Raw genomic sequence first — 21,624 nt, 5'->3', positions numbered from 1 at the left:
TGACCGGCTCACGTGCCCCGGCAGTCCGCCGGAGTGCGGCACCGTCGAGGTATACGGAGCCGAGCCGCCGGGGTCTCCCCTGTGCTGCCCGGTTCCCCTTAGGGAAGGGCACCCGCCGATCATGTACGTCCGTCACAGCGCCGCGGTTCTGGCCGCCGCCGTCGTGATCGGCGCGGCCGCGCCGGCCATAGCCGCCGACTCCTCCCCGTCCGCGTCACCCGCCGACTCCTCTCCCTCCGCGCCCGCGAAGCCCACGTACCCCGCCGAGCTGTACGGCACCACCGACCCCACCTACGACGGTGTCTGGCGGCAGTCGCTCGCGATGCTCGCCCAGGACACCGTCGGGGTGAAGCCCGCCCCGAAGGCCGTGGACTGGCTGCTCACGCAGCAGTGCGCGGACGGCGCCTTCGCGCCCTACCGTGCCGACGCCGCCGCCGACTGCGATGCCAAGACCCTCGTCGACACCAACAACACGGCCGCCGCCGTCCAGGCGCTCGTCGCGCTCGGCGGGCACGACGCCGCCACCTCCAAGGCCGTGACCTGGCTGAAGTCCGTCCAGAACAAGGACGGCGGCTGGGGGTACATGCCGGGCGGGGCCAGCGACACCAACTCCACCTCCGTGGTGATCGGTGCGCTCGCCGCCGCCGGTGAGAAGCCCGCGGATGTCCGCAAGGACGGGCAGTCGGCCTACGACGCCCTCAAGCAGCTCGCCCTGCCCTGCAAGGCCGACGACGGCGGCGCGTTCGCCTTCCAGCCCGACAAGAAGGGCAAGCTGCTCGCCAACGCCGACGCCACCGCGGCCGGCGTCCTCGGCTCGCTCGGCAAGGGCCTCGTCGTGAGCCCCGGCAAGGAGACGCCCGCCGCGAACTGCACCGACGGCGGCTACCCGTCCTCGCAGCAGGCCGCCGTCAACGGCGCCGCCCACCTCACCGAAGCCCTCGCCAAGGACGGCCACCTCACCTCCACCCTCCCCGGCGCCGAGGACCAGCCCGACTACGGCAACACCGCCGACGCGGTCGTCGCACTGGCCGCCCTCTCCGGTGCCGACGCCGCCGAGAAGCCGCTGCGCTGGCTGGAGCAGAACTCCGCGAAGTGGGCGAAGCAGAGCGGCCCGGCCGCCTACGCCCAGCTGATCCTCGCCGCCCACGCCACCGGCACGGACCCCCGCGACTTCGGCGGCGCCGACCTGGTCGAGCAGCTCAACGCCACCGGCCCCGCCCCGCAGGCCGCGGCAAAGGCCACGAATGAGGAGAAGAAGAAGGACGACAGTCCCTTCGGGGTCTGGTGGTACGTCGGCATCTTCCTCGTCGTCGGCATCGGCATCGGCTTCCTGCTGAGCGGCCGCAAGAAGGGCCCCCAGGCGTGATCCGCCGCGTGCTCGCCCCGCTCCTGGCCGCGCTGGTCCTGCTGACCGGCGCGGCCCAGGGCGCGCAGGCGGCCGGCTACCGCTACTGGTCCTTCTGGGAGCGCCAGGGCGACACCTGGGTCTACGCCACCCAGGGCCCCTCCCTCGCCCGCCCCTCCGACGGCGACGTCCAGGGCTTCCGGTTCGCCGTGAGCGAGGACTCGAAGGACGCGACACGGCCCAGGGGCGCGGCCGAGTTCGCGGTGATCTGCGCCAGGACGCCCGCCGAGGACGGCAGGAAGCGGATCGCCCTGGTCATCGACTTCGGTACGGCGGCCGACGCCCCGTCCGGCGAGACGCCCCCCGCCCGCCGTACGGCCTGTGCCCGGGTGGCTCCAGACGCGACCACGGCCGAGGCCCTCGCGGCCGTAGCCAAGCCCCTGCGCTACGACACCAACGCCCTGTTGTGCGCGATCACCGGGTATCCGCAGAAGGGCTGCGGCGATCAGGTGTCGGGCGGCGGCCGGGAGACCGGGCAGCCGACCGCGGCCGGGCGGAGTGCCGGCGCGGCCGAGGGCGACTCGGACGGCGGGCTCTCGCTCGGCCTGGTCGCGGGCATCGCCGTGGTGGTGGTGCTGGGGGCGGCGGCGGTCTGGCAGGCACGGCGGCGCGGGGATGCTTGAGCGCACCGCGCCCCGGACGGGGGGCTGGTCCTCCGCGGCGCCGTCGTGGCTGATCGCGCAGTTCCCCGCGCCCCTTCGGGGCGCTACCGCCCCTCCCTTGCACCCCGGCGCCTGGTGGCTCTGGGCCCTCGCCCTCGGTACCGCCGCCACCCGCACCACCAACCCGCTCCTCCTCGCCCTCCTCATCGTGACCTCCGCGTACGTCGTGGCGACCTGCCGCCCGAACGCCCCCTGGGCCCGCTCCTACTCCGTCTTCTTCAAGCTGGCCCTGGCCGTCCTCCTCATCCGGCTCGTCTTCGCCGTGCTCCTCGGCTCCCCGCTCCCCGGCACGCACGTGATCGTCACCCTCCCCGAGATCCCCCTTCCCGACTGGGCGCAGGGGATCCGCCTGGGCGGCAAGGTCACCGTCGAGACCGTCCTCATCGCCTTCTACGACGGCCTGCGCCTGGCGACGCTCCTCATCTGCGTGGGCGCGGCGAACTCCCTCGCCAACCCCACCCGCCTGCTCAAGTCCCTGCCCGGCGCGCTCTACGAGATCGGCGTGGCGGTCGTCGTCGCCCTCACCTACGCCCCCAATCTCATCGCCGACGTCCAGCGGCTGCGTGCCGCCCGCCGGCTGCGCGGCCGGCCCGACACCGGCGTCCGCGGCCTCCTCCAGGTGGCGCTCCCGGTCCTGGAGGGCGCGTTGGAGCGGTCGGTCGCCCTCGCCGCCGCGATGGACGCGCGCGGCTACGGCCGTACCGCCGACGTCCCGCCCCGCGTCCGCCGTACGACCACCGCGCTCACCCTCGGCGGCCTGCTGGGCATCTGCGCCGGGACGTACGGGCTGCTCACCGCCGACGGCGGCACCTACGGACTCCCGGTCCTCCTCGCCGGGGTCGTCGCCGCCCTCGCGGGCCTGCGCCTTGGCAGCCGGCGTTCCCCGCGCACCCGTTACCGCCCCGACCGCTGGGACGCCCGCGCCTGGCTGGTCGCCGGTTCCGGCGCGGCGGTCGCCGCCCTGCTGACGCTGGCCGCGGACCGCACCCCGGAAGCCCTGAACCCCGGCGTGATCCCCCTGGTCGCCCCCACTCTCCCCCTGTGGCCCGCGGCAGCGGTCCTCCTCGGCCTCCTCCCGGCCTTCATCAGCCCCACGCCTCGCACTCCCGCCGCCCCCAAGGAGCCGTCGTGATCCGCTTCGAGAACGTCTCCGTGACGTACGACGGTGCCGCCGAACCAACCGTCCAGGGAGTGGACTTCGAGGTCCCGGAGGGCGAACTGGTGCTGCTGGCCGGCCCGTCCGGCGTCGGCAAGTCCACCGTGCTCGGCGCGGTGAGCGGGCTCGTGCCGCACTTCACCGGAGGCACCCTGCGCGGCCGCGTCACGGTGGCCGGCCGGGACACCCGTACGCACAAGCCGCGCGAACTCGCCGACGTGGTCGGCACGGTGGGCCAGGACCCCCTGTCCCACTTCGTCACGGACACGGTCGAGGACGAGCTGGCCTACGGCATGGAGTCGCTCGGTCTGGCCCCGGCCGTGATGCGCCGCCGCGTCGAGGAGACCCTCGACCTCCTCGGCCTCGCCGATCTGCGCGACCGTTCCATCGCCACCCTCTCCGGCGGCCAGCAGCAGCGGGTGGCGATCGGCTCGGTCCTCACCCCGCACCCGAGCGTCCTGGTCCTCGACGAGCCGACGTCGGCGCTGGACCCGGCCGCCGCGGAAGAGGTCCTGGCAGTCCTCCAACGCCTGGTCCACGACCTCGGCACGACGGTCCTGATGGCCGAACACCGCCTGGAACGCGTGGTCCAGTACGCCGACCGGATCGCCCTCCTGCCCTCCCCCGGCCAGGCCCCGCTCCTGGGCACCCCGGCGGAGATCATGGCCGTCTCCCCGGTCTACCCCCCGGTGGTGGCCCTCGGCCGCCTGGCAGGCTGGAACCCGCTTCCCCTGACGGTGAGAGACGCCCGCCGAAGGGCAGCAGACCTACGCCAACAGCTCGACGGACAGGACAGCATCGCCGCTGAGGGGCGCGGGGAACTGCGCGACCAGCCACAACCGACCCGCGGCCGCCGGCAGCCCGCACCACCCACCCCATCCGGCGCCCCCACCCCCCACCGCTGGTTCCGCCGCAAACAGACCCCCACCGCCCCGGCATCTCCCCATGCCGCCGAGGTAAAGGCCCTCTCCGTAACCCGCGACCACATCCGAGCCCTCCGCCACATCGACCTCACCGTGACCCCCGGCGAGACCGTCGCCATCATGGGCCGCAACGGGGCCGGCAAGTCCACCCTGCTCAACGCCCTCGTCGGACTGGTGGAACCCACCACCGGCTCGGTGGCCGTGGGCGGCACCGTCCCCCACCGCACCCCGCCCCGGGACCTCGTCCGCCGAGTCGGACTCGTCCCGCAGGAACCCCGCGACCTCCTCTACGCCGACACGGTCGCCGCCGAGTGCACGGCCGCCGACGCCGGCGCCGGACCCGGCACCTGCCGCGCCCTCGTCTCGGAGCTCCTCCCGGGCATCGCCGACGACACCCACCCCCGCGACCTCTCCGAGGGCCAGCGGCTGACGCTCGCCCTGGCCGTCGTCCTGACCGCCCGCCCCCCGCTGCTCCTCCTCGACGAGCCGACCCGCGGCCTGGACTACGCGGCGAAGGAACGCCTCGTGACCCTGCTGCGCGACCTGGCCGGCCGCGGCCACGCCATCGTGCTGGCCACCCATGACGTGGAGCTCGCCGCCGAGCTCGCCGACCGGGTCGTCCTGCTGGCCGAGGGCGAAGTGATCGCCGACGGCCCGACCGCGGACGTCGTCGTCTCCTCCCCCTCCTTCGCACCGCAGGTCACCAAGATCCTCGCCCCGCAGGAGTGGCTCACGGTCACGCAGGTGCGAAAGGCACTGGCATGAGCGCCACGAAGAGCCCGCGCCGAACCCGCCCCGTCGACCTCGGCCCCCGCTCCATCGCCGCCCTCGCCCTCGTCAGTGCCGTAGGGGTCGCCGCCCTGATGTGGCCCTTCCTCGCGCCACCCGAGTCGGCCGTCATCGCGCACAGCGAGGACGCCCCCTGGTTCTTCGCCTGCCTGCTCGTGCTGCTCGTCGCGGTCGTCGGGGCGACGATCTCGGAGTCGGGGCTCGGGCCGAAGGCGGTCGCGATGCTCGGGGTGCTGGCCGCGACCGGCGCTGCGCTGCGCCCGATCGGCGCCGGCACCGCCGGTCTGGAGCCGATGTTCTTCCTCATGGTGCTGAGCGGCCGCGTCCTCGGCCCCGGCTTCGGGTTCGTGCTCGGCTCGGTCACGATGTTCGCGTCTGCGCTGCTCACGGGCGGGGTGGGCCCGTGGATGCCGTTCCAGATGCTCGCGATGGGCTGGTTCACCATGGGGGCCGGGCTGCTCCCGGACCGCGACCGGCTGCGCGGCCGGGGGGAACTCCTGCTCCTGAGCGCGTACGGCTTCCCGGCGGCGTTCGCCTACGGCGTCGTCACGAATCTGGCGGGCTGGACCTTCATGAAGGGGCAGGCCTCGTCCATCGCCTTCTCCGCGGACTCCCCCGTGTCCGTCAACCTGGCCCGCTTCGTCGCGTACTGCCTGGCCACCTCCCTGGGCTGGGACCTGGGCCGGGCCGTCACCACCGTCGTACTGACCCTGTTCCTCGGCCCGGTGATCCTCCGGGCACTGCGCCGGGCCACTCGGCGGGCCGCTTTCGAGAGCCCCGTCACGTTCGACGCACCCGCACGGTGAGGGCGCACGCGCGGACCGTCACTCGCGCGGTGAAGCACCCCACATGACCCACGTCACCTACGATCCACCCTAGTCGGACAAATCGGATGTCATGCACGCGTCCGCACGTGTCCTGACCTGCGGATAGAGAGCCACGTCACACGAGTCGCCCGACCCCCGCATACGACCACAACTAGCAAAAGGGCTCATTGCGGACACCCTCCCGGCCTGTTTCTCTGGATGACGTCGCACGGCGCCGACGTGCCCTCAGGGCCTCGGCGCCGACGCATGCCACCGCCTCGCATCGCATGGCTCCGGCACGCACACGACGCCCTGTCCCCGAAGAAAGGCTCCCCGTGTCCGCTGTTTCTCTCCTCCGCCGCGCCTCCGCCCCGAAGAAGGCCCTCGCCGGTGTCACGCTGGCCGCTGCCGCCGCCTGCACGCTGTTCGCCGCCGCGCCCTCGCAGGCCGCGACGACCGGGTCCTCCTCCGCGCAGGCCACGGCGAAGAAGATGATCTCGGACTCCAGCGAGTACCAGTGCTTCTCCAAGATCGTCGACCACGAGAGCGACTGGAACGTCAACGCCACGAACTCCTCGTCCGGCGCCTACGGCCTGGTCCAGGCCTTGCCGGGCAACAAGATGGCTTCCGCCGGCTCCGACTGGAAGACCAACCCGGCCACCCAGATCAAGTGGGGCCTGGACTACATGAAGGACCGCTACGGCAGCCCGTGCGGCGCCTGGGGCTTCTGGCAGTCCAACGGCTGGTACTGAGCCGAGCCGAACCCCGCACCTGAACCGAAGGCGGCGACCTCCGATCCCCGGGGTCGCCGTCTTCGTCGTGTCCGCGCACGGCCTGACCCCGTCGCGGGGGAGGCAGGAACGGGGCGTAGGGACAGGGGTGCTCCTGCCTCCCTCGGGACGGGTCAGCCGCTGCTGACCCGGAGTTCCTTCACTCCGTTGATCCAGGCGGAGCGAAGGCGGCGGGGGTCGCCGACCAGGCGCAGGTCGGGCATCGCGTCGGCCACCGCGTTGAAGATCAGGTCGATCTCCAGCACCGCCAGGGACTTGCCCAGGCAGTAGTGCGGGCCTCCGCCGCCGAAGCCGAGGTGGGGGTTGGGGTCGCGGGTGATGTCGAAGGTGTCCGGATTCTCGAAGACCTCGGGGTCGTGGTTCGCCGAGGCATAGAAGATTCCTACCCGGTCACCCTTCTTTATGCGCTTCCCGCCCAAATCGGTGTCCTGGGTGGCAGTTCGCTGGAAGGACACCACCGGCGTCGCCCAGCGGACGATCTCCTCCGCGGCCGTCCCGGGGCGCTCCCTCTTGTACAGCTCCCACTGTTCGGGGTGGGTGAGGAAGGCGTGCATGCCGTGGGTGATGGCGTTGCGGGTGGTCTCGTTGCCCGCGACGGCCAGCATCAGCACGAAGAAGCCGAACTCGTCCGAGCCCAGGTTGCCTTCGTCCTCGGCCGCCACCAGCGTGGTGACGATGTCCTTCGCCGGGCACGCCTTGCGGTCCGCGGCCATGTTCATCGCATAGGCGATCAGCTCGGTGGCCGACTCGGCGCCGACCTCCTCGGTGATGGCGTACTCGGGGTCGTCGTACGAGATCATCTTGTTGGACCAGTCGAAGATCTTGGCCCGGTCGTCCTGCGGGATGCCGATCAGCTCGGCGATGGCCTGGAGGGGCAGTTCGCAGGCGACCTCGGTCACGAAGTCGAAGGGACCCGCGTGCTCACGGGCGTTCGCGGCGATGTTGAGCGCCCGCGTCCGCAGGCGCTCCTCCAGGGCGCGGATGGCCCGGGGGGTGAAGACGCGCTGGACGATCTGGCGGACCCGGGTGTGCTCGGGCGGGTCCATGTTCAACAGGATCAGTCGTTGCGCGTCGATGGCGTCGCGCTCGATGTGCTCGTTGAAGCGGATGATCGCGGTGTTGAGGGTCGACGAGAACAACTCCGGGTGCGTCGATACGTACTTGACGTCCGCGTGCCGGGTCACCGCCCAGTAGCCCTCGTCCTGGAATCCGGCCACGTTGACCGGCTGCGGGATCCAGCGGACCGGTTCGGCCCGGCGCAGCTCGGCGAACTCCGGGAGGGGTACGCGGTGGTGCAGCACATCGGGGTCGGTGAAGTCGAACCCGTCGGGAAGCGCTGGACAGGACATCGGCAGCTCCAGCCATCTGACGGTCCATCAGAACAGGGTTGCCGCGAAGGTAGTAACGGGTTCTACAAGTGGCAAGAGGCGCGGCACCCCCAATCCGGTGCGGAATTCGTGCAGATCTCCGCAGATCAAGACTCCGGAGCGTGCACGACCCTTGCGGTGACCGACATCACGTCAGCAGACTGCAAGGGGAACTAGAACACGTACTAGTTCTTGGCGGAAAGCCGAGGAGAGCCGAGAGGACCCCGCACCCATGGCTGCCGAACCCGTGATCGTCGAAGCAGTGCGCACCCCCATCGGCAAGCGCGGTGGCGCGCTCGCCAACCTCCACCCCGCCTATCTCCTGGGCGAGACCTACCGCGAACTCCTGGGCCGTACGGGCATCCCCGCCGACTGCGTCGAGCAGATCGTCGGCGGCACGGTGACCCACGCCGGCGAACAGTCCATGAACCCCGCGCGCACGGCCTGGCTGACCATGGGCCTGCCCTACGAGACGGCGGCGACGACCGTCGACTGCCAGTGCGGCTCCTCCCAGCAGGCGTCGCACATGACGGCCAACATGATCGCCGCGGGCGTCATCGACGTCGGCATCAGCTGCGGCGTCGAGGCGATGTCCCGGGTGCCACTGGGGTCGGGCTCCAAGCACGGGCCCGGCAAGCCGTTCCCCGACGAGTGGAACGTCGACCTGCCCAACCAGTTCGAGGCTGCCGAGCGCATCGCCCGGCACCGGGGGCTGACCCGCGAGAACGTCGACTCGCTCGGGCTCGTCTCGCAGGAGCGGGCCGCCGCCGCCTGGGCCGAGGAGCGGTTCAAGCGGGAGACGTTCGCCGTCCAGGTCCCGACGACCGAGGAGGAGCAGCGGGCCGGGCAGGGCATGTGGCGGCTGGTCGACAAGGACGAGGGGCTGCGCGACACGTCCATGGAGGCACTGGCGGGCCTGAAGTCCGTCATGCCGACGGCCGTTCACACGGCGGGCAACTCCTCACAGATCAGCGACGGCGCCTCGGCGATCATGTGGGCGTCGAAACGGATGGCCCGCGCGCTGAAGCTGCGGCCGAGGGCCCGCATCGTGGCGCAGGCCCTCGTCGGCTCCGACCCGCACTTCCATCTCGACGGGCCGATCGACGCGACCAAGGCCGTGCTGGGCAAGGCCGGGATGTCCCTGAAGGACATCGACCTGGTCGAGATCAACGAGGCCTTCGCGTCGGTGGTGTTGAGCTGGGCGCAGGTCTTCGAGCAGGACCTGGAGAAGGTCAACGTCAACGGCGGCGCGATCGCCCTCGGGCACCCGGTGGGAGCCACCGGGGCCCGGCTGATCACGACCGCACTTCATGAACTGGAGCGCGCGGACAAGGAGTTCGCGCTGATCACGATGTGCGCGGGCGGCGGACTGGCCACCGGCACGATCATTCAGCGGCTGTAGTCCAGTCCAGGAACGCGGTGAACGCGGTGGGCTCGAAGGCGAGGATCGGGCCCGCCGTGTTCTTTGAGTCGCGGATCGCGACGGAGGCGGTCGCTTCGGCGATCTCGACGCAGTTGCCGCCCTGGTCACCGCTGTAGCTGGACTTACGCCACTGGATCGCCGTCAGCATCTCGGTGCTCTCCATAACGTTCCTCCATCACGCGCCGAATCAGATCCGCCGAGTCCTTGATGGGCAGGGCGGCGGCTTGCAGATGATCGTAACGGAGCGAGCAGTCCCTGACGGTGTCCGGGTTGGCGGTCGGATGCCCGCTGCCGTAGCCCTCCGTGTAGACGATGGTCGGGTCGCTCTCAAAGCGGTAGACGTCGAACGAGCCTTGCAGTCCGGCATGCGCTCCGGCCGAGAACGGCAGCACCTGGATGTTGATCCGGGGATTGCCCTCGAACGACAAAAGGTGGGCGAGTTGCTCCCGCATGGCCGCCCGGCCGCCCATCTCCTGACACAGTGCGGCTTCACTGAGGATGGCCCAGAAGACCGGGGATCCCGTCTTTCCGAGGATGCGCTGACGAGCCAGCCGTACGGCGGTCCGGTCATCGAGGTCGGTCTTGTCGAGTACGCCCAGCACAGCACTCGCGTATGCCCTGGTCTGGAGCAGGCCGTGCACCATCTGCGTCTCGAACGAACAGATCTCGATGGCCCGCGCCTGCAGCTCCGTCACCTGCTGGAACCACGCCGGAAGTTGGCTGCGCATCACCAGCTCGTGCAGGCGGGACAGCAGTCCGCCCGTGCCCAGTGCGATGTCCGCCCGCTCGCTGAACGGCAGCGTCGGCAACTTTCTCGCCGTTTCGATCTGGCCGACCAGGGAGCCGGTGCAGTAGACGATGTCCCCCAGCTTCTTCTGCGTCAGCCCGGCCTCCTCGCGGTACCGGCGCAGTTCGAAGCCGTAGTAGTCGAGTGGCGAGGCGCCCGGGTCCAGGGTGTTGATGTGGGTCACGCAGAGCTCCCTCTCACGCAACTGGGCCCACTTAGGGACCCGTTGTATCCGTTCCGTAGCCCAAAGTAGTCGTGCGAGGTCAGGCTCGTACCGTGAACGGATACATTCAGTACCGGCTGCGCCTGACCGCCGGTGACCACTCGGCCCGGCACATCCGCGCCGTCGTGCGCTCGCTGCTCGGCGAGTGGGAGATGCGTGAACTGACCGACGCCGTGGAACTGGGCGTGACCGAGCTGGTCGCCAATGTCGTACGGCATGTTCCGGACCGGCGCTGCGAGGTGCTGGTGCTGCGGCAGCGGGACAGGGTGCGGATCGAGGTGTCGGACGGGTGCCCCCGACTACCGGCCGCTGTGGCGGAGTTGGACCTGGATTCCGAGAACGGGCGGGGGCTCGTGCTGCTGGACGCCGTGGCCGACAAGTGGGGCGTGGACACCGCCGGGCGACGGGACGGCAAGACCGTGTGGTTCGAGTGCGGAACCACACGGTCGGGATTCACCGGCTCGCCGTCAGCCCTTGGCGGGCTCCAGCTTGATGCTGAAGTGGCGGAGGATCGGTGACTGCTCGGTGATGCGGTAACCGTGCACCGAGCTGGGGTCCTTGGCTATGTCCGCCAGGGTCTGGGCCACGTGGTCGTAGTGGCTGCGGGTGTAGACCCGGCGGGGCAGGGCCAGCCGTACGAGTTCGTAGGGCGCCGACTTGATCGGGTTGCCGTGCTCGTCCTCCTCGCCGAGGTAGAGGGATCCCAGCTCGGCCGAGCGGATGCCGCCGCGCAGGTAGAGCTGGCAGGCCAGCGAGTGGCCGGGGTACTGGTGGGGCGGGATGTGGGGCAGCAGCCGCCCGGCGTTGAGGTATAGGGCGTGCAGGCCGGCCGGCTCGACGATGTCGACGCCCGCGTCCCGGATGCGCTGGGCGAGGTGGGCGGCGATGTCGGCGCGCTCCGCCAGGTAGGAGGGCTCGGTGACCTCCACCAGGCCCTGGGCCATCATGTCCAGGTCGCGCCCGGCGAGGCCGCCGTAGGTGGCGAATCCCTCGGTCGCGATGAGGAGGCGCTCGCACTTCTGGGCGAGCTCGGGGTCCTTGAGGCCGATGAAGCCGCCGATGTGGACGATGCCGTCCTTCTTGGCGCTCATGATGCAGCCGTCCGCGAGGCGGAAGGCCTCCTCGGCGACCTGGCGCGGGGTGCGGTCCTGGTAGCCGGGCTCGTGACGGGTCACCAGCCAGGCGTTCTCCGCGAACCGTGCGGCGTCGAGGATCATGGGGACGCTGTGGCGCCGGCAGAGGTCGGCGGTCCTGCGGAGGTTGTCCATGGAGACCGGCTGTCCGCCGCCGCCGTTGTTGGTGATGGTCATCACCACAGCGGCCACCGGGGAGTCCTGCTGGTTCTGGAGGATCTGCTCCAGCGCCTTCAGGTCGATGTTGCCCTTGAAGCGGTGCGGGCTGTCCAGGTCCTTGGCCTCGGGGCAGGGAATGTCCCGGGCCTGGCAGCCGACCAGTTCCACATTGGCGCGGGTGGTGTCGAAGTGCGTGTTGGACACCACGGTGCTGCCCGGGGTGAGCAGCGAGGTGAACAGGATGCGCTCGGCCGCGCGTCCCTGGTGGGCGGGCAGGAGGTGCGGATAGCCGGTGAGTTCGCTGACGGTCTCGTGCCAGCGGTAGAACGACCGGGAGCCTGCGTACGACTCGTCGCCGTTCATGCCGGCGGAGAGCTGGGCGGCGGAGATCGCGCCGGTGCCGGAGTCGCTCAGCAAGTCGATGGTGACCTCGTCGGCACGCAGGTCGAACAGGTTGTAGGAGACCCGTCGCAGGGCTTCCTCACGCTGCTGGGGGGTGGTGAGCGGGATGGGCTCGACGACCTTGATGCGGTAGGGCTCCACGGCTCCTTCTTTCTGATGTTGCTCGGGGCATTCCGATACTGCGCGGGCGGCCTTGTGACGCTGCGCGGGCTTTTCTTACGACGCGCGGATCACTGCGCGGGGGGACGCACGGCGTAGGCCTCCGAGGAGACGTACGCGGTGATGCGGGGTCGGCGGTCGCGCTCGTGCGCCAGTGCCAGGTACGCGATCAGGCCGACGCCGTCGGAGAGTTGCCGCGTACTGAGGGCGGCGAGGGCGCGGCGCAGCATCGAGGGGTCCATGCCGAAGTGGGTCAGCACGGCGGTGGCGCGGGCGAGCGCCTCCTCGTCGTCCCTGACGTAGTCACGGACCGGGACGTGCAGGGTGAACCCGCTGGGCCGGCCGGACGCGGTGTCGGTGAAGGAGTGGCAGGTCAGCACGGGCCGCCGGTCCAGTCGTTGCTCCGGCCCGCCTCCCGCCACGGTGGGCGGGCGCCCTTCGGCGGCGAGGTGGAAGAAGGCTTCCACGTCCTCGCGTGCCGGGCCGGGCTGCGCGCGGTTCAGTGCGTACGCCTCGGATGCCGCGAGGCGCGGATGCGCGGTGTAGACCTTGACCCGGGGGGTGTCCCAGGTGCCGAGGTCCAGTGCGACGAAGGGATACCCGGTCGTGTCGGGCAGGTTCTCGAAAGCCTGCCGGTGACCGAGTCGGTGAAGCGCCTCCCGCACGGTGGCCGTGGCCCGTTCGGAGCCGGTGGCGGCGGGGTTGAGGTAGACTTTTACGCCGGGTACGCCGCCGGGACGTAATTCCAGCGCGTACCAGAGGGCCAGGTGGCCTTGTGGGTTCGAGGGCAGGAACAGGTCCTCGAGGCGGTCGAGCTGGGCGGTGGAGAAGTCCCAGCGGCGGGCCATCTCCCGGATGGCGTCGAGCCCTTGGCGGCCGTTGCCCGCCAAGTCGCCCGCCGTGCAGCCGGGTTCGACCAGGACACGCAGGCCGGGGGCCGCTCCCGGGCGGAAGGCCAGGGAGAACTCGACCGGCGTGTGATCGTCGGAAATGAAACTGGGTGTGGCCGGCGGCTCGGAGAGCGAGCGGCCGCACGCGTCCCCGAGGGACTCCAGGACGATGTGCGCGTACAGCGCCGACTCCGCCGGCGAGGAGCCCACGACCGAGCCCAGACGCAGCAGTTGGCCGACGACGTGATCGGCGAGAGTGGGGGTGTACTCGTAGGTGACCGGTGCCTCGGTGACCGGCGCGGTGCTCGCCGTGCTCACCGGACCTCCCCGGCAGGGGCAAAAAGATACCCGCCGGTGAAGGCGGGTATCCGGCCGTAGGGCCATTCTGCTTGGACGCCTATGAGGCCTATGAGGAAGTCCTTCTCCTGAATGAACGTGTGGGTCCGGGTGACGGGGCGCAGGGCACGAGTGGCAGCGGGGTTGAACTCCACAGCCCCTCCTTCATCATGTGACGACTCAGATACCCTGCGCAGTCATACCCCGGCGCTTTAACGTTCATGCAGTTGCCAGGGGCAGTTGCCTGTTACCTGTGTCACGATCCGGAACCAGGGGTTACGCCCTGACCCACTTCAGGAAGGAACTCCAGAGCCCTCCGCGCTCCTTGTTGGTGTCCGTGTCGGCGGCCGATCCCTGTGCCGTCTGGGCCGGCTGGGGCTGCACCGCGCGGCGCGGGGTGGTCGGGGTGAAGCGGGCCGGCAGCTGCGCCAGGGCGCGGTTGAACGGGCCGGGCCGCCAGGTCAGGCTCTCCTCGGGGACGGCGAGTTCGACGTCGGGCAGCTCGTTGAAGAGGTGCTCGATCGCCGCCAGGGTGATGAGGCGGGCCGGCTCCTTGGAGGGGCAGGCGTGCGGGCCCGCGCTCCAGGCGAGGTGGGCCCGGTTGCTGGTCTGCCCTGCCGAGGCGCGCGCCGAGGCGGCGTTGGCGGCCTGGAAGCCGACCAGCACCAGATCGCCGGCGCTGAGCTTGCCGCCCGCGAACTCCATGTCCCTGGCCGGGTAGTGGGGCGCGTAGTTGGAGATGGGCGGGTTGTGCCACAGGGTGTCGTCGAGCGCCTCCTCCAACAGCCCGTTCTGCGCGTACCGGTCGTTGGTCAGCAGCAGGTGCACGGTGTTGGCGATGAGGTTGCGCAGCGGTTCCGCGCCGGCGCCGATCAGCAGCACCAGCTGGTGGATCATCTCCGCGTCGTCCAGCTTGGCCGGGTGCTGCATCAGCCACGAGGTGACGTCGTCGCCGGGCCGCGCCCGCTTCAGCGCGACCAGCTCGCCGACCGCCTGGATGAGGACCTCGTTGGCCCGCTCGGCGTTGATGCCGTCGAAGATGCCGGAGACGCCGAACATGACCCGGTCGCCGATCTCCGCCGGGCAGCCGAACAGTTCGTTGAAGACGAACAGCGGGAGCTGCTTGGCGTAGTCGTTGAGCAGGTCCGCGGAGCCGCGGGTGCTGAACTGGGCGAGGAGGTAGTGCGCGATCCGGTCGACGTTCACGCTCAGCCGGTGGCTGTCGACCCGGGCGAAGCTCTCGGTGACGGCCTGACGCAGCCGCAGGTGCTCGGCTCCGTCGGTGAACATGCAGGTGGGCCGGGGGCCGAGCAGGGGAAGGACCGGGCTGTCCGGGCTGATGCGGCCCTCGTTGAGGTCACGCCAGCGGCGGGGGTCCTTGCGGAAGTCCCCCGGGTTCTGGAGCAGGTCCAGCGCCGCCGCGTAGTCCGTCACGAGGGTCGCGGGCACGCCCGGGGCCAGCTCGACGGGGGCCGTCGCGCCGTGGTGGCGCATGTAGTCGAAGTAGGCCTGGGGGTCGGCGGCGAACTCCGCCGTGTACATGGGTATCCGTTGCCCGCTGCCGTGCGCCGGGCAACCGGGCGGCGGTGCGGGGAAGTCTTCGCTGGTCATGCGTGCTCCAGAGCGGCGCGTTCCTGTAGGTAGCGAACGAGAGTGATCAGCGCCTGCGCCGATGAGTTCTCGTCACGTGCGTCCATTACGACGACGGGGGTGTCCGGCAGCAGGTCGAGCGCTTCCCGCAGGGCCGCTTCGGTGCGTTCGGGCGTGTGGTCGAAACGGTTGACGGCGATGGCGTAGGACAGGCCGTACTGCTCGATCAGGTCGATCACGGCGAAGGAGTCCGCCAGCCGTTCGGGGTCCACCAGGACCAGGGCGCCGAGGGCACCGCGGGCCATGTCCTCCCAGATCTGGATGAACCGCTGCTGACCGGGCGTGCCGAACAGGTAGAGCACCACGTGGTCGCTGATCGTCAGCCGCCCGAAGTCCATGGCGACCGTGGTGGTGGTCTTGCTCCGCACGCCCTTGAGGTCGTCGACCGCCTCCGCCACCCGCGTCATGTCCTCCTCGGTGGACAGCGGGGGGATCTCGGAGATGGTGCCGATGAAGGTGGTCTTGCCGACGGCGAAGTGCCCGACGACAAGGATCTTCACCGCTGTCTGCGCCTCGCCGCCCCGGACATAGGCGTCCTCATCCAAAACGCGCTTGGAGTCCATCCAGCACCTCCTGGAGAAGTTGTTGGTCGACGAGACGCGCCCGCGGCACGGGCGCTCGGGTGATCAGGTATCCCCCCTCTGCCAGCGAGCTGAGGAGGATCTTGAGCACACCCAGGGGGAGTTGGGTGTGCCCGGCGAGCTCTGCGACCGAGAGGTAGCCGCCGGAGCACATGTCCAGGACGTGCTGCTCCTCGGGGGAGAGCCGGGTGGGACGCTGCCGCTCGTCGCTGACCGTCGTCACAAGGGTGATGAGGGAGAACTTGTCCTCGGCGGGCAGCTGGCGCCCGCGTGTGATGACGTACGGCCGTACTAACTCAGCGGCTTCTGACTCTTCGGGGGTGTAGTCAGTCATGAGCGGTGGCCGATGTCCTCACGGGGTGATGTGGCCAGTTCCTTGCCCAACTGGCCGACCAGTTGCTGCATTCGGAAGGTGATGTCCGCCATGTCGATCTCGGGGGCCGCCGAGACCGCGAGGTAGGCGCCCTCGCCTGCGGAGATCAGGAAGACCCAGCCGCCGTCGAACTCCACCAGCGTCTGGCGCCACTGCATGTGCTCGCCGTCGACGAAGAAGCCCAGGGACCGGCTGAGCGACTGCACACCGCTCATCGCGGCCGCCACCGTGTCCGCCGAGTCCCGCCCGAGGTCCTTCGTGCGGGCCATCAGCAGACCGTCGGCCGAGACCAGGACCGCGTGCAGCGCCCCGGGAATCTCCAGGGCACTGTCCAGCATCCATGACAGGTCGTTCTTCACGAGGTGGTCTCCGGTCCCTTGCGTCCGTCAGCGTGGCTCCCGCGCATCGCGTCCAGGGGCGCGGCGCGGCCGGTCTGGGTCCCCCGTTGAAAGGCGCTCATGATCGACGCCGTCTCCTCGGTGGAGCGACCCGGTGATCGCGCGGTACCGCCACTGCTCGGGACGACGGCCATGGGACGCTGCTTGCGCCGGCGCTTGGGCAGCCCGTCGGAGGTCGTCGCCGGAGCGTCGCCACCGAGTTCGTCCGCCTGTGCGTCGGCGTGGACGGCCGCGTTCGGGATCTTGGGCTCCGGCATGCTGGTCAACAGTTCCTCCGGAACGAGTACGACCGCACGGACACCTCCGTAGGGGGAGGTGGAGTCGACGGAGACGGTGAAGCCGTAGCGCTCGCAGAGCGCGCCGATCACCGCGAAACCGAACTGCGGGGGGTTGCCCAGGTCGGAGACGCTCGCCGCGCGTTCCCCGGACAGCAGCTCCGCCGCCCTGGCCTTCTCCTCCTCGTTCATGCCGACACCCGCGTCGTCGACCACGATGCAGATGCCCTTGGGCACGGACCGGACGTTGATCTCGACCACGGTCTCGGGCGCCGAGTAGCTGGTGGCGTTGTCGAGCAGCTCCGCGACCGCGAGCGCGATCGATTCGACCGCCCTGCTGGTGACGCCGTAGTCCACCTGCGACAGGATCTCGACCCGCTGGTAGTGGCGGATCCTTCCCTGCGCGCTGCGGATCACGTCGTAGACCGAGGCGGGATCACGCTGCCGGCCGAGCCAGCCCTGGCACAGAACGGCGATGGACTGCGCCCGCCGGCCGAACTGCGAGTTCATGTGGTCGATCTCCAGCAGATCCCGGAGAATCGGTGAATCTCCGTATTTGCTCTGCAACTTGGAGATGACCAGCTGCTGTTCGGCCGCAAGGCCCTGAAGTGTCCGCATCGCGGACTTCAGCACGGTTTTGGTCTCTTCGCCGGCCCGTTCCTCGGTCTGCCGGACGATCGCGTCGTATCCGCCCTCGAGATCGACGTACGAGGACTTGAGCTCGTCGTTCCGCTTGCGTAACTTTCGTATCGCCTTCTGCTGGCGAACAATGATCGTGGCCGCTGCAGGGGCGCCGACTACGAGCCCCCAGATCGCCGGATCCATCACGTATTGCGTCATAAGACTCTCTTCGAGCGACAGAAGCCCCGTTGCTGGAAACCCGCCCGGTCGACCCGGGGGGCGGCAGTACACACGGGCTTGCCGACAGGGGCTCGCCCTTGCCGCCGAGACGTTTCGCCCCGGAGCTCGTGGCCTGCCTGGCAAGTGCACGGAGCATATCACCGGAGTTGACTGACGCTTCGTCAAATACCTGGTCAATGCCCTCAGTTGGCGGAGATTCGGGTGCCGGGAGATGAAGAATTCGTGTACTCGCCTGTCGCGTCTGGTAACCCGCGGCCGATACCGCCAATGAACGTCCCGACCCGAAACCGCGTCTTGGCTCACATGGTCCCTGCCGAACTCACGCGTACCAGACCCGCGCCCCCGGCGTCCGAAGCCGGGCAGTCGCTCCCGCGCACCCTGTGGCACCGCCACAGGGTGCCGTTGCTCGCCACGCTCCCCGCGCTCCCCCTGTACGCGATCTGGTGGGCGTTCCTCGCCACCGGCGGCGGAGACCTCGCGGCGCAGTACGCCTGGGCCGGCTTCGCGGCCCGGCACGGTGATTCCGCTTACAACCTTTTCTGGTACGGAGGCACTCACACCGCCAACTACAGCCTCATATCCCCCTACTTGATGGCCGCCGTCGGTGTGCGGGCCCTCACCGTCGTCTCCGGCATCGCCGCCACCTGGCTCGCGGCCGTGCTCATGGAACGCGCGGGCCTGCGAAGACCCCTCGGCCCGGCCCTGCTCGCGTCGTTCGCCCTGTGGTGCAACGTGGCCTCCGGCCGCACCACCTTCGCGCTCGGCGTCGCCTTCGGGCTCGCCGCCTGCCTGATGCTCACCCGCGACCGGCGGATCGTCCTCGCCGCCGCCTACGCCGCCCTCGCGACCATGGCGAGCCCCGTGGCCGGGCTGTTCCTGGTCGTCGTAGGCGCCGCCTTCCTCGTCACCCGCGACTGGCCCCGCGCCCTCGCCCTGCTCCTGCCGCCCGCCCTCACCGTCGGCCTGACCACCCTGCTGTTCCCCTTCAAGGGCGAGCAGCTGATGTTCGCCGGACGAATATGGCCGCCGTTCCTCTTCGGCCTGGCCGTCACCTTCCTCGCCCCGCGCTCCTGGCGCGTCGCCCGGATCAGCGGTGCCGTGTACGCGGCGGGGACCGTCCTGACGTACCTCATCGCCTCCCCCATAGGCACCAACGTCGAGCGCTTCGCCGAGCTGTTCGCGCCCGCCGCGCTCCTCGCCGTCCTGCTTGCCCAGCCGCAGCTCGCGAAGGTCCGCCGCAACCTGCTGGTCACCGCCCTGGTCCTGTCCGTCGCCTGGGTCGGCAAGAAGACCGCCGACGACCTGTACGTCTCCACCACCGTGCCGGCGTGGGCCGCCGAGACCGACGGCGTGGTCCGCGCCCTGGACCACCTCGGCGCCGACCGCACCCGCGTCGAGGTCGTTCCCGCCCGCAACCACCGTGAGGCCAGCGGACTCGCCCCGCACGTGAACATGGCCCGCGGCTGGAACCGCCAGCTCGACATGGAGCGGGCCCGGCTGTTCTACGACGGGTCCTTCTCGGCCACCACCTACCGGGCGTGGCTGGACCGCTGGGCCGTCGGGTTCGTGGTGCTGCCGCTGGGCAAGCCCGACGGGTACGCCAAGGTCGAGGCGCAGCTGGTGCGCGAGAACCGTCCCGCGTGGCTGGAGCCGGTGTGGCAGGACGCCCACTGGAAGGTGTTCCGGGTGCGCGACGCACAGCCGCTGGTGAGCGAACCGGCGACCGTCGTGTCGACGTCCAGCGTCGACGTCGTCGTCCGCATGTCACGGCCGGGCAGCGCCACCGTACGCATCGCCTACTCGCAGTGGCTGCGCACCGACGGCGGCGGTTGCCTGAAGCCGCAGGGCGAGTTCACCCGGCTCACCGTGTCCGCGCCCGGCGAGTACCGGATCAGCTCGGAGTACGGTCCTTCACCGGAGCCCGGGAGTCGCTGCTGACCTTCTCGGCCCGCGCCGTCACCGTCTTGGCGCGCGGGCCCTGGAACAGATACGTCACCGCGAAGCCGGCGCCCACCACGGCCGCGCCGCCGACCGCGTCCAGCACCCAGTGGTTGCCGGTGACGACGATCGCGGTGACCGTGAACAGCGGGTGCAGCAGGCCGAGGGCCTTCATCCACCATCGCGGGGCGAGGATCAGGATGACCAGGCCGCACCACAGGGACCAGCCGAAGTGCAGCGAGGGCATCGCCGCGTACTGGTTGGTGAGCTCGGTCAGCGTGCCGTAGTCGGGCTGCGTGAAGTCCTGCGGGCCGTGCACGGTGTCGATGAAGCCGAGGCCGGGCATCAGGCGCGGCGGGGCGAGCGGGTAGAGCCAGAAGCCGATCAGGGCGAAGACGGTGGCGAAGCCGATCGCGGTGCGGGCCCAGCGGTAGTCGACGGGGCGGCGCCAGTACAGGACGGCGAGGATCGCCAGCGGGACGCCGAAGTGGAACGACTCGTAGTAGAAGTCGAAGAAACCTCGCAGCCAGTCGACCTGCACGACCGCGTGATTCGCCCAGTGCTCGATGTCGATGCCCAGGGCGCGTTCGACGGAGTGGATCTCCTCGCCGTGCTCCTCGGCGGTGATCCGGCCGGCCGAGTTGGAGCCACCGGCCGCGGCCAGCCGGATCTGGGCGTAGGCGTAGTAGGTGACCCGGATCAGCAGCAGCTCGAAGAGCAGGTTCGGGCGGCTGATCACCCGGCGCAGGAACGGCACCAGCGGGATGTGCCGGAAGCGTGCGGGGACCTTGTCGGCGTACCGGGTCGGGACCGGTGTCTGCCAGTACGGCGAGGCGCGTGAGAGGAACGGCACGACGGCCGCCGCGGCGATGGCGGCGAGCAGCACGAGGTCGGCGCGCAGCGGGTGCAGGATCAGCTTGTCCGGCACCATCATCTTCGCCGGCAGTGTCATCACCAGCACGATCGCGACCGGCCAGACGTACCGGTCGGAGGCCCGTCTGCCGACCTGGCCGACGACCGCAAGCAGCACCCACAGCAGCTGGTGCTGCCAGGCGGTGGGCGACACGACGATCGCCGCGCAGCCGGTGATGGCGACGGCCAGGAGGAGCTGCCCGTCGTGGGCGTAGCGCACGGCGCGGCGCACCGCGAGCGCGGCGACGCCGGCGCCCAGCAGCAGGAAGAGGACGATCTCCAGGGGTCCGGTCAGCCCGAGCCGCAGCAGGGCGCCGTGCAGGGACTGGTTGCCGAGGTCGTCGGCACGTCCGCCGAGGCCGACGCCCGCCATGTGGTGCACCCAGTAGGTGTACGAGTCGCTCGGCATCGCCACCCAGGCGAGCGCCGTGCACGCGGCGAACGTGGCTCCCGTGGAGAGCGCGGCCCGGCGACGGCCCGTGAACCACAGCAGCGGCGTGAACAGCAGCAGGGTCGGCTGGAGGGCGGCGGCGACGCCGATGAGCACGCCGCTGGCCCGCTCGCCGCGCACGGCGAAGCAGCCGAGCAGGACGAGCAGGACCGGCATGATGCTGGTCTGGCCGAGGTAGAGCGTGTTGCGCACCGGCAGCGACAGCATCAGCAGGCTGATCGCGACGGGCGCGGCGAGCAGGGAGGTGCGCCGGCTGACCGGCTGCGGCAGGGCACGGGCGGCGACCAGGCCGAGGACGACGACCAGCAGCAGGGTGCCGAAGGTCCAGCCCCAGCCGAGAGCCTGCTCGGCGGCGCGGGTGAGCGGTTTCAGGACGAGTCCGCCGAACGGGGTACCGGTGAACTCGGTCGAGTCGTACAGCGAACCCTTCACGTGCAGGACGCCGTCCGGTCCGACCCAGGTCTCCAGATCCGTCAGCCGCTCCCCGCGCGGGGTGCCGAGGACGACGGCGACCTCCCGCAGGGCGAGGACCGCGACGATCAGCCACAGGCCGAGCCGCGCCACGCGTACGCGCGCCTGGACCGCGCCGACGGCCGTCGCCCCGATGGCCTCCGGTCGCCCACCATGATCCGCATTCGCCACGCCTCGTCGGCCTCCCGCCCCGATTCGTCCCACGCGTCCCATGCGTCAAGATCCTTACGGACCAAGTGGGGCTCGCACCACCCCGGGGAGAGACGCAGGCAACCCCCGATTCACCTGACGTCCGCTCTCCTT

General features: G+C 70.5%; 20 protein-coding genes. 9 read left to right on the top strand and 11 right to left on the bottom strand.

The window, feature by feature from the left end:
* Positions 1 to 121 precede the first annotated feature (121 nt).
* The 6 genes from CP983_RS30500 to CP983_RS30475 all read left to right on the top strand — a co-directional run bounded on the left by CP983_RS30500 (position 122) and on the right by CP983_RS30475 (position 6,493).
* Complete coding sequence (locus tag CP983_RS30500) at positions 122 to 1,366, top strand: SCO2321 family membrane protein (RefSeq protein WP_150503108.1); 1,245 nt, start codon at positions 122 to 124, stop codon at positions 1,364 to 1,366.
* Positions 1,363 to 2,028, top strand: coding sequence for an SCO2322 family protein (locus tag CP983_RS30495; protein ID WP_150503106.1), 666 nt, complete (start codon positions 1,363 to 1,365; stop codon positions 2,026 to 2,028). Before CP983_RS30500 ends, CP983_RS30495 begins: the two co-directional genes overlap by 4 nt.
* Entirely contained in the window at positions 2,021 to 3,199 is a 1,179-nt protein-coding gene (locus CP983_RS30490) for an energy-coupling factor transporter transmembrane component T (protein WP_150503104.1), read from the top strand. The genes CP983_RS30495 and CP983_RS30490 overlap by 8 nt, the downstream gene beginning before the upstream one ends.
* Entirely contained in the window at positions 3,196 to 4,911 is a 1,716-nt protein-coding gene (locus tag CP983_RS30485) for an ABC transporter ATP-binding protein (RefSeq protein ID WP_150503102.1), read from the top strand. Before CP983_RS30490 ends, CP983_RS30485 begins: the two co-directional genes overlap by 4 nt.
* Positions 4,908 to 5,741: an ECF transporter S component gene (locus CP983_RS30480; RefSeq protein WP_107906825.1), complete on the top strand. Its 834-nt coding sequence runs from the start codon at positions 4,908 to 4,910 to the stop codon at positions 5,739 to 5,741. Before CP983_RS30485 ends, CP983_RS30480 begins: the two co-directional genes overlap by 4 nt.
* Positions 5,742 to 6,076: 335 nt before the next feature.
* Positions 6,077 to 6,493 carry an aggregation-promoting factor C-terminal-like domain-containing protein gene (locus tag CP983_RS30475; RefSeq protein ID WP_189748638.1) on the top strand — a complete coding sequence of 139 codons (417 nt, stop codon included), beginning with the start codon at positions 6,077 to 6,079 and terminating at the stop codon, positions 6,491 to 6,493.
* 152 nt (positions 6,494 to 6,645) lie between these two features.
* Here the strand turns inward: CP983_RS30475 and CP983_RS30470 are convergent, their stop codons facing one another.
* On the bottom strand, positions 6,646 to 7,881 hold the full coding sequence (locus tag CP983_RS30470) for a cytochrome P450 (RefSeq protein WP_150503099.1): 1,236 nt from the start codon (positions 7,879 to 7,881) through the stop codon (positions 6,646 to 6,648).
* Between the two features lie 250 nt (positions 7,882 to 8,131).
* Between CP983_RS30470 and CP983_RS30465 the strand changes: the two genes are divergently transcribed.
* Positions 8,132 to 9,301, top strand: coding sequence for a steroid 3-ketoacyl-CoA thiolase (locus CP983_RS30465; protein ID WP_126902369.1), 1,170 nt, complete (start codon positions 8,132 to 8,134; stop codon positions 9,299 to 9,301).
* Here the strand turns inward: CP983_RS30465 and CP983_RS30460 are convergent.
* Positions 9,285 to 9,485, bottom strand: a complete 201-nt coding sequence (locus CP983_RS30460; protein WP_150503097.1) for a DUF397 domain-containing protein — start codon at positions 9,483 to 9,485, stop codon at positions 9,285 to 9,287. The genes CP983_RS30465 and CP983_RS30460 overlap by 17 nt on opposite strands.
* The gene (locus CP983_RS30455) at positions 9,445 to 10,293 is read right to left on the bottom strand and encodes a helix-turn-helix domain-containing protein (RefSeq protein WP_150503095.1); all 849 of its coding nucleotides are present in this window, start codon (positions 10,291 to 10,293) and stop codon (positions 9,445 to 9,447) included. The genes CP983_RS30460 and CP983_RS30455 overlap by 41 nt, the downstream gene beginning before the upstream one ends.
* Before the next feature lie 92 nt (positions 10,294 to 10,385).
* Between CP983_RS30455 and CP983_RS30450 the strand changes: the two genes are divergently transcribed.
* The gene (locus CP983_RS30450; protein ID WP_167537784.1) at positions 10,386 to 10,850 is read left to right on the top strand and encodes an ATP-binding protein; all 465 of its coding nucleotides are present in this window, start codon (positions 10,386 to 10,388) and stop codon (positions 10,848 to 10,850) included.
* Here CP983_RS30450 and CP983_RS30445 read toward each other — a convergent pair.
* The 7 genes from CP983_RS30445 to CP983_RS30415 form a co-directional block, all read right to left on the bottom strand.
* Positions 10,800 to 12,167, bottom strand: coding sequence for a tryptophanase (locus tag CP983_RS30445; RefSeq protein ID WP_125527951.1), 1,368 nt, complete (start codon positions 12,165 to 12,167; stop codon positions 10,800 to 10,802). The two genes, CP983_RS30450 and CP983_RS30445, sit on opposite strands and share 51 nt — an antisense overlap.
* A gap of 89 nt (positions 12,168 to 12,256) precedes the next feature.
* The gene (locus CP983_RS30440) at positions 12,257 to 13,393 is read right to left on the bottom strand and encodes a tryptophan dimethylallyltransferase family protein (protein ID WP_229914739.1); all 1,137 of its coding nucleotides are present in this window, start codon (positions 13,391 to 13,393) and stop codon (positions 12,257 to 12,259) included.
* Between the two features lie 294 nt (positions 13,394 to 13,687).
* Entirely contained in the window at positions 13,688 to 15,022 is a 1,335-nt protein-coding gene (locus CP983_RS30435) for a cytochrome P450 (protein ID WP_150503091.1), read from the bottom strand.
* On the bottom strand, positions 15,019 to 15,624 hold the full coding sequence (locus CP983_RS30430; RefSeq protein ID WP_030949427.1) for a GTP-binding protein: 606 nt from the start codon (positions 15,622 to 15,624) through the stop codon (positions 15,019 to 15,021). The genes CP983_RS30435 and CP983_RS30430 overlap by 4 nt, the downstream gene beginning before the upstream one ends.
* Positions 15,599 to 15,976, bottom strand: coding sequence for a DUF742 domain-containing protein (locus CP983_RS30425; RefSeq protein ID WP_107906818.1), 378 nt, complete (start codon positions 15,974 to 15,976; stop codon positions 15,599 to 15,601). The genes CP983_RS30430 and CP983_RS30425 overlap by 26 nt, the downstream gene beginning before the upstream one ends.
* Positions 15,973 to 16,374 carry a roadblock/LC7 domain-containing protein gene (locus tag CP983_RS30420; RefSeq protein ID WP_107906817.1) on the bottom strand — a complete coding sequence of 134 codons (402 nt, stop codon included), beginning with the start codon at positions 16,372 to 16,374 and terminating at the stop codon, positions 15,973 to 15,975. Before CP983_RS30420 ends, CP983_RS30425 begins: the two co-directional genes overlap by 4 nt.
* Complete coding sequence (locus CP983_RS30415) at positions 16,371 to 17,528, bottom strand: ATP-binding protein (RefSeq protein WP_150503089.1); 1,158 nt, start codon at positions 17,526 to 17,528, stop codon at positions 16,371 to 16,373. The genes CP983_RS30420 and CP983_RS30415 overlap by 4 nt, the downstream gene beginning before the upstream one ends.
* Positions 17,529 to 17,852: 324 nt before the next feature.
* Here CP983_RS30415 and CP983_RS30410 point away from each other — a divergent pair, with 324 nt between their 5' ends.
* Positions 17,853 to 19,487, top strand: a complete 1,635-nt coding sequence (locus CP983_RS30410) for a hypothetical protein (protein ID WP_373309810.1) — start codon at positions 17,853 to 17,855, stop codon at positions 19,485 to 19,487.
* Here the strand turns inward: CP983_RS30410 and CP983_RS30405 are convergent.
* Positions 19,441 to 21,492: a bifunctional glycosyltransferase 87/phosphatase PAP2 family protein gene (locus tag CP983_RS30405; protein WP_150503085.1), complete on the bottom strand. Its 2,052-nt coding sequence runs from the start codon at positions 21,490 to 21,492 to the stop codon at positions 19,441 to 19,443. The genes CP983_RS30410 and CP983_RS30405 overlap by 47 nt on opposite strands.
* Positions 21,493 to 21,624: the final 132 nt, after the last annotated feature.

It is taken from the genome of Streptomyces chartreusis (assembly GCF_008704715.1).
GTDB classification, from domain to species: domain Bacteria; phylum Actinomycetota; class Actinomycetes; order Streptomycetales; family Streptomycetaceae; genus Streptomyces; species Streptomyces chartreusis.
Note: the sequence above shows the minus strand (reverse complement) of the source record. Positions and strands in the feature narration are given on the sequence as shown.